Consider the following 6,391-nt stretch of genomic DNA (forward strand, 5'->3'; position numbering starts at 1 on the left):
ATGCAACGGGAATATGCTGTGGAAAATCGGAAATCTTTAAAAGGAATTCTTATGACGCAACTAATCCAGCATTACATCAACGGCAAGGTGGTCGCCTCGACCTCCGGTCGCACGCAAGACGTGTTCAATCCCGCTACCGGAGAAGCCGCCGCGCAAGTGGCGCTGGCCAGCGTCGACGACGTCGAGGCGGCGGTTGCCGCCGCCCGCGCCGCCGCCCCTGCCTGGGCCGAGACGGCACCCTTGAAGCGGGCCCGCATCCTGTCCAAGTTCAAGGAATTGATCGAAAGGCACCAGGATGATCTGGCAGCGGCGATCACGCGCGAGCACGGCAAGGTGTTTTCCGATGCGAAGGGCGAAGTCACGCGCGGGCTGGAAGTGGTCGAGTTCGCCTGCGGCGCGCCGCAGCTGCTGAAGACGCAATTTACCGACAATATCGGCGGCGGCATCGACAACTGGCAGCTGCGCCAGCCGTTGGGTGTGACCGTCGGCATCACGCCATTCAACTTCCCGTTCATGGTGCCGATGTGGATGGCGCCGATGGCGCTGGCTACCGGCAATACCTTTATCTTGAAGCCGTCCGAGCGCGATCCATCGCCGTCGCTGATGGTCGCCGACCTGTTGCAGCAGGCGGGGCTGCCGGCTGGCGTGTTCAACGTGGTGCAGGGCGACAAGCTGGCGGTCGACACGCTGCTGCACCATCCGGATGTCAAGGCCGTGTCCTTTGTCGGCTCGACCCCGATTGCCGAGTACATCTATACCGAAGGCGTGCGCCGCAAGGGCGCCTATCCGCTGCGCGTGCAGGCGCTGGGCGGCGCCAAGAACCACCTGGTGATGATGCCGGACGCGAACCTGGAGCAGGCGGTCGATGCCTTGATCGGCGCGGCCTACGGCTCGGCCGGCGAACGCTGCATGGCGATTTCGGTCGCCGTGGCCGTCGGCAGCGTCGCCGACCGCTTGATCGAAGCGCTGGTCCCGCGCGTCAAGGCATTGAAAGTGAAAAACGGCATGGAAGCCGATGCCGAAATGGGGCCGGTGGTCACGGCCCAGCACAAGGCCAAGATCGAGGCCTATATCGCCGACGGCGTGCAAGCCGGCGCCAGGCTGCTGGTCGACGGGCGCGGCCTGAAGGTGGCGGGCCATGAAAACGGCTTTTTCCTCGGCGGCTCGCTGTTCGACCATGTGAAGCCGGACATGACGATTTACAAAGAAGAGATTTTCGGACCGGTACTGTGCGTGGTGCGCGTGCCCGACTTCGCGTCCGCCGTCGAATTGATCAATGGCCATGAATTCGGCAACGGCGTGTCGCTGTTCACTTCCGACGGCAATACCGCGCGCGAATTTTCGCGCCGCATCGAAGTCGGCATGGTCGGCATCAACGTACCGATTCCCGTGCCGATGGCCTGGCATTCGTTCGGCGGCTGGAAGCGCTCGCTGTTTGGCGACATGCACGCGTACGGCGAAGAGGGCATCCGCTTCTATACGCGCTACAAGTCGGTGATGCAGCGCTGGCCGCAAACCATCGGCAAGGGGGCGGAATTCACGATGCCGGTGGCGAAGTGAGCCTTTTCTGTGGATAACTCTCTGGATAGCCGCTGGATGCGTTGGGGACAGCCCGCCACTTATTCAACATGGAAATTTTTGTCCACGATCTGTCCTTTGACCATACAGCGCTTATTCAGCACTTATGCGGCACGTAAACGGCTGATTTATTTCCGGTTTACGCCCTTATCCACAGAAAGCGGCGCGTGTTAACCACTACTACTATTCGTATATATCAAATACAAGATAAAAACCTCCTTTTCCTAACGCACCCGGAAAAATGCGAGTAAGACAACAAATCGAGAGGAAACCATGGAGCTGATGGATTTTTGCCGTTATCCGATCATCCAGGCACCGATGGCAGGAGGAGCGACGACGCCGCAACTGGTGGCCGCGGTCTCCAATGGCGGCGGCATGGGCGCACTGGCCGCCCCCTTGCTGTCGGCGCAGGCCTTGATTGAGCAAGTCGACAAGGTCCGTGCGCTCACTGCGAAGCCGTTCATCGTCAACCTGTTCGTGCAGCCGGCGCCGCAACCCGATCCCGATGAAGTCGACCGTGCCCGGGAACTGCTGCGTCCGGTCTGGGAACCGCTCGGCTGGAACGAGTTGCCGCTGCCGGCCAAATGGTGCGAAGACTTCCCTGCACAATTCGAGGCGCTGCTTGCCGCCAATCCGGCGATTGCCAGTTTCACTTTCGGCATCCTCACCAGCGCGCAGGTGGAGCGCCTGCACCAGGCTGGTATCTATGTCGTCGGCACGGCGACCAACGTGGCCGAGGCGCAGGCATGGGAAGCCGTCGGCGCGAACGCCGTGTGCGCGCAGGGCATCGAAGCCGGCGGCCATCGCGGCACCTTCATCGGCGCGCAGGACGATGGTCTGGGCACGATTGCGCTGGTGCCGCAGATGGTCGATGCGGTCCGCATCCCGGTGATTGCCGCCGGCGGCATCATGGATGGGCGCGGCATCGCCGCCGCCCTGGCCCTGGGCGCGCAGGCGGTGCAGATGGGCACGGCTTTTCTGGCCACCGATGAATCGGGCATCCATCCGCTCTACAAGGAGCGCTTACTGGAAGCGGCCCAAGCGCCGGCGCGCGCCGCCACGCGCTTGACCCGCGCGTTTTCGGGGCGCTACGCGCGCGGGCTGGTCAACCGCTTCATGGATGCGATGCAGGAGGTGGAGCGCCAGGTTCCCGCTTATCCGGTACAGAACGCCTTGACCGGTGCGATCCGCTCGCAGGCGGCGAAGCTCAATGAAACGGAACTGATGTCCTTGTGGGCCGGGCAGGGCGTTGCGATGGTGCGCGCCATGCCGGCGGCAAGATTGCTGGAGACGCTGGTGTCCGAATGGCGCCAGGCACTGATTTGAACCATACCCATAACGACAGGCACAACGGGAGCAGCCGTGGAATCCGCAGGTAAATACGATTACATCATCATCGGGGCCGGTTCCGCCGGCTGCGTGCTGGCCAACCGGCTGGCGCAGGACGCGGGCGTGTCGGTGCTGCTCCTGGAAGCGGGCCGCAAGGACGATTACCTCTGGATCCACATCCCGGTCGGCTACCTGTATTGCATCAATAATCCGCGCACCGACTGGCTGTACCGCACCGAGGCCGATGCCGGCTTGAACGGGCGCGCGCTGGTTTATCCGCGTGGCAAGGTGATGGGCGGTTCGTCATCGATCAACGGCATGATCTACATGCGCGGCCAGGCGCGCGACTACGACGAATGGGCGGCCCTGACCGGCGACGACAGCTGGCGCTGGGAAAGCGTGCTGCCGGTGTTCAAGAAGAGCGAGGATTATCACAAGGGTGCCGACGAGCACCACGGCGCCGGCGGTGAATGGCGCGTCGAAAAGCAGCGCCTGTCATGGGAAATCCTCGATGCCTTCCGCGAGGCGGCGGCGCAGGTCGGCATTCCGAAGTCCGACGATTTCAACCGCGGCGACAACGAAGGCTGCGGCTATTTCGAGGTGAACCAGAAAAAAGGCTTGCGCTGGAATACCGCGCGCGCCTTTCTGAAATCGGCCGAAGGCAGGAAAGGGCAGCTCGACATCATGACCGGCTGCCACGTCAAGCGCCTGCGGCTGGCATCGACCGAGCAGGGCAAGGTGTGCACCGGCGTCGAATTCGTCGGCGGTGGCACGGAGTGGTTCGCGGAAGCCGCGCGCGAGACGATCTGCGCGGCCGGCGCGGTCGGCTCGCCGCAGATCCTGCAATTGTCGGGCATCGGGCCGGCGTCGCTGCTGCAGCAACATGGCGTGCCGGTGGCGCTCGACTTGCCGGGCGTGGGCGAAAACCTGCAGGATCACCTGCAGCTGCGCATGGCATTCAAGATCCGCGGCGCGAAGACTCTCAACACGATGGCGAACAACTGGGTCGGCAAGATGAGAATCGGCATGCAGTACCTGGCGTCGCGCAGCGGCCCGATGTCGATGGCGCCGTCGCAGCTCGGCGCGTTCACCCGCTCGGATTCCGCCTACATCACGCCCAACCTCGAATACCATGTGCAGCCGCTGTCGCTGGATCGCTTCGGCGAGCCGCTGCATGCCTTCCCCGCGTTTACCGCCAGCGTGTGCAACCTGCGGCCGACGGCGCGCGGGCATATCCGCATCGCCTCGGGCGATGCATTCGCCGCGCCGAAAATCACCGCTAATTACCTGAGTACGCCCGAAGACCGCAAGGTCGCCGCCGAAGCGCTGGCTTTAACGCGCAACATCGTGGCCGCGCCGGCGCTCAAAAAATACGCGCCGGAAGAGTTCAAGCCGGGCGCGCACTACCGCACCGACGAGGAGCTGGCGATCGCGGCGGGCGACATCGGCACCACGATCTTCCATCCGGTCGGTACCTGCAAGATGGGCCGCGCCGACGATGCGCTGGCGGTCGTCGACAGTCAGCTGCGCGTCGTGGGCGTGCGCGGCTTGCGCGTGGTCGACGCATCGGTGATGCCGACGATTACCTCGGGGAACACGAATTCGCCGACCATCATGATCGCGGAGAAGGCGGCGCAGTCGATCCGCGCGCAGCGCCGCTGATGGCGCGCATCCAGTCCTGTCACAGGTTATGCATTTCCTGCATAACCCCATGTTGACAAAGCATTGGATTTGCTGCGCCGCGCTCGCGTAAGCTGCTTTCCATCGTGATCGCCGCTGGCACTTCCATGCACAAGAACGAAGAATTCATCCTCGGGAATGTATCGCTGCACCTGCAGTTGTCCACGGCGCTGGAGGTGATGACGCAGATTATCTGCAATGCGTCGCATCCCCCGGGCGCCGCGCAGCTGGCCGCGTCGCTCGAACTGCCGGTGCGTCATGTGCGCAAGCTGTTGCGCGCGTTGGCCGCCGGCGGACTGCTCAAGCCGCATGAAGACTACCAGGATTGCTGGACCTGCACGCGCGCGCCGCATGCGATTTCGCTGGCCGATATCTATTACTGCCTGACGGACGCGCACGAGGAGAGCGCCGCTTCCTGCGGCGTGCCGCATGCGGACGCCGCCGCCTCGGGTGCGGACTTGCTGCTGATGCAGGCGACGGTATCGATCAATCAGATCGTGCTGCAGCACCTGCAGCGCTTCGATCTCGGGCGCCTGAAAGCGGCGGAATCGGCGATGCTGTTTACCGCCTCGCTGCGCGAGAAGGCGCGCGCCTTGAGCGGCGCGATGATGAGCTGAATGCGTATGGCGATGCGGGGCCCCCGCTACGTAGAATCACGTAACCCGCGTCTATTTTCCCCGTGCTAACATGCAATCGTTTCCTGTAATCAATTAATAAACAAATATAAAATTGATACAGGCCAAACAATCGGCAGATGCGTAAGCTGCCGTATTGTCACCCTCAAGGGCGTACTGTGTACTGTATCGGGAGTGCATGACACTCTCGAATGCACGTCACGAACAGCAGGCAACAGGGAGAACCGATGTCGGATGCGGTGTTGGAGACGAGGCAGTTGACCAAGGAATTCAAGGGATTCGTGGCGGTCAACAATGTGAATTTGCGCGTGCAGCGCGGGCATATCCATGCATTGATCGGCCCGAATGGCGCCGGCAAGACGACCTGTTTCAATTTGCTGACCAAGTTCCTGGTACCGACCTCGGGCCAGATTCTGTTCAATGGCCGCGACATCACGACGGCCAGGCCATCGCAGATTGCGCGCGAGGGCATCATCCGCTCGTTTCAGATTTCCGCCGTTTTTCCGCATCTGACGGTGCTGGAAAACGTGCGCATCGGTCTGCAGCGCCCGCTAGGCAACTCCTTTCATTTCTGGAAGAGTGAAAAGACGCTGTCGTCGCTGAATGACCGCGCCATGGCGCTGCTGGCGCAAGTCGATCTCGACAAGTTCGCCGACACGATGACGGTCGACCTGCCGTACGGCCGCAAGCGCGCGCTGGAAATCGCCACCACCCTGGCGATGGAGCCGGAACTGATGCTGCTGGACGAACCGACCCAGGGCATGGGGCATGAAGACGTGAGCCGCGTCACCGAATTGATCAAGAAAGTTTCTGTCGGAAGAACCATCCTGATGGTCGAACACAACATGAGTGTCATCTCCGGAATCAGCGACCGCATTTCGGTGCTGCAGCGCGGCGCGCTGCTGGCCGAAGGCAGCTACGAGGAAGTGTCGAAGAACCCGCAGGTGATGGAAGCCTACATGGGCACCACCGGCGGCGCGCTGGAAGGAGCGCATTGATGGCGGCGCCGGCACTGTCCATCTCCGGCCTGCAGGCATGGTACGGCGAGTCGCATATCCTGCACGACGTCAATCTCGTGGTACAGCCGGGCGAGGTCGTCACGCTGCTGGGCCGCAACGGCGCGGGCCGCACCACGACGCTGCGCGCCATCATGGGCTTGACCGGTGCGC

6 protein-coding genes are annotated in these 6,391 nt (G+C 62.7%); all 6 read left to right on the forward strand.

Going from position 1 to position 6,391, the window contains the following annotated elements; all coding sequences use genetic code 11:
* The first annotated feature begins 51 nt into the window (after positions 1-51).
* Positions 52-1,560, forward strand: a complete 1,509-nt coding sequence (locus TSA66_RS02970) for a CoA-acylating methylmalonate-semialdehyde dehydrogenase (protein ID WP_040038920.1) — start codon at positions 52-54, stop codon at positions 1,558-1,560.
* A gap of 291 nt (positions 1,561-1,851) precedes the next feature.
* Positions 1,852-2,904, forward strand: coding sequence for an NAD(P)H-dependent flavin oxidoreductase (locus TSA66_RS02975; protein ID WP_040038921.1), 1,053 nt, complete (start codon positions 1,852-1,854; stop codon positions 2,902-2,904).
* 36 nt (positions 2,905-2,940) lie between these two features.
* Positions 2,941-4,569: a GMC family oxidoreductase gene (locus TSA66_RS02980; protein WP_040038922.1), complete on the forward strand. Its 1,629-nt coding sequence runs from the start codon at positions 2,941-2,943 to the stop codon at positions 4,567-4,569.
* A gap of 125 nt (positions 4,570-4,694) precedes the next feature.
* Complete coding sequence (locus TSA66_RS02985) at positions 4,695-5,204, forward strand: Rrf2 family transcriptional regulator (protein WP_040038923.1); 510 nt, start codon at positions 4,695-4,697, stop codon at positions 5,202-5,204.
* A 245-nt stretch (positions 5,205-5,449) separates the two neighbouring features.
* A complete protein-coding gene (locus tag TSA66_RS02990; protein ID WP_040038924.1) occupies positions 5,450-6,220 on the forward strand; it encodes an ABC transporter ATP-binding protein in 771 nt (256 codons plus the stop codon).
* Positions 6,220-6,391 (forward strand): ATP-binding cassette domain-containing protein (locus TSA66_RS26520; RefSeq protein ID WP_157691790.1); only part of this gene is annotated, 172 nt, incomplete at its 3' end. The genes TSA66_RS02990 and TSA66_RS26520, both read left to right, overlap by 1 nt.

This window comes from Noviherbaspirillum autotrophicum, assembly GCF_000818395.1.
GTDB classification, from domain to species: domain Bacteria; phylum Pseudomonadota; class Gammaproteobacteria; order Burkholderiales; family Burkholderiaceae_D; genus Noviherbaspirillum; species Noviherbaspirillum autotrophicum.

Bases quoted from the DNA above. Each gene is read 5' to 3' on its own strand.
- TSA66_RS02990 (WP_040038924.1), top strand. From the start codon at position 5,450: ATGTCGGATGCGGTGTTGGAGACGAGGCAGTTGACCAAGGAATTCAAG.
- TSA66_RS02970 (WP_040038920.1), top strand. From the start codon at position 52: ATGACGCAACTAATCCAGCATTACATCAACGGCAAGGTGGTCGCCTCG.
- TSA66_RS02985 (WP_040038923.1), top strand. From the start codon at position 4,695: ATGCACAAGAACGAAGAATTCATCCTCGGGAATGTATCGCTGCACCTG.
- TSA66_RS02975 (WP_040038921.1), top strand. From the start codon at position 1,852: ATGGAGCTGATGGATTTTTGCCGTTATCCGATCATCCAGGCACCGATG.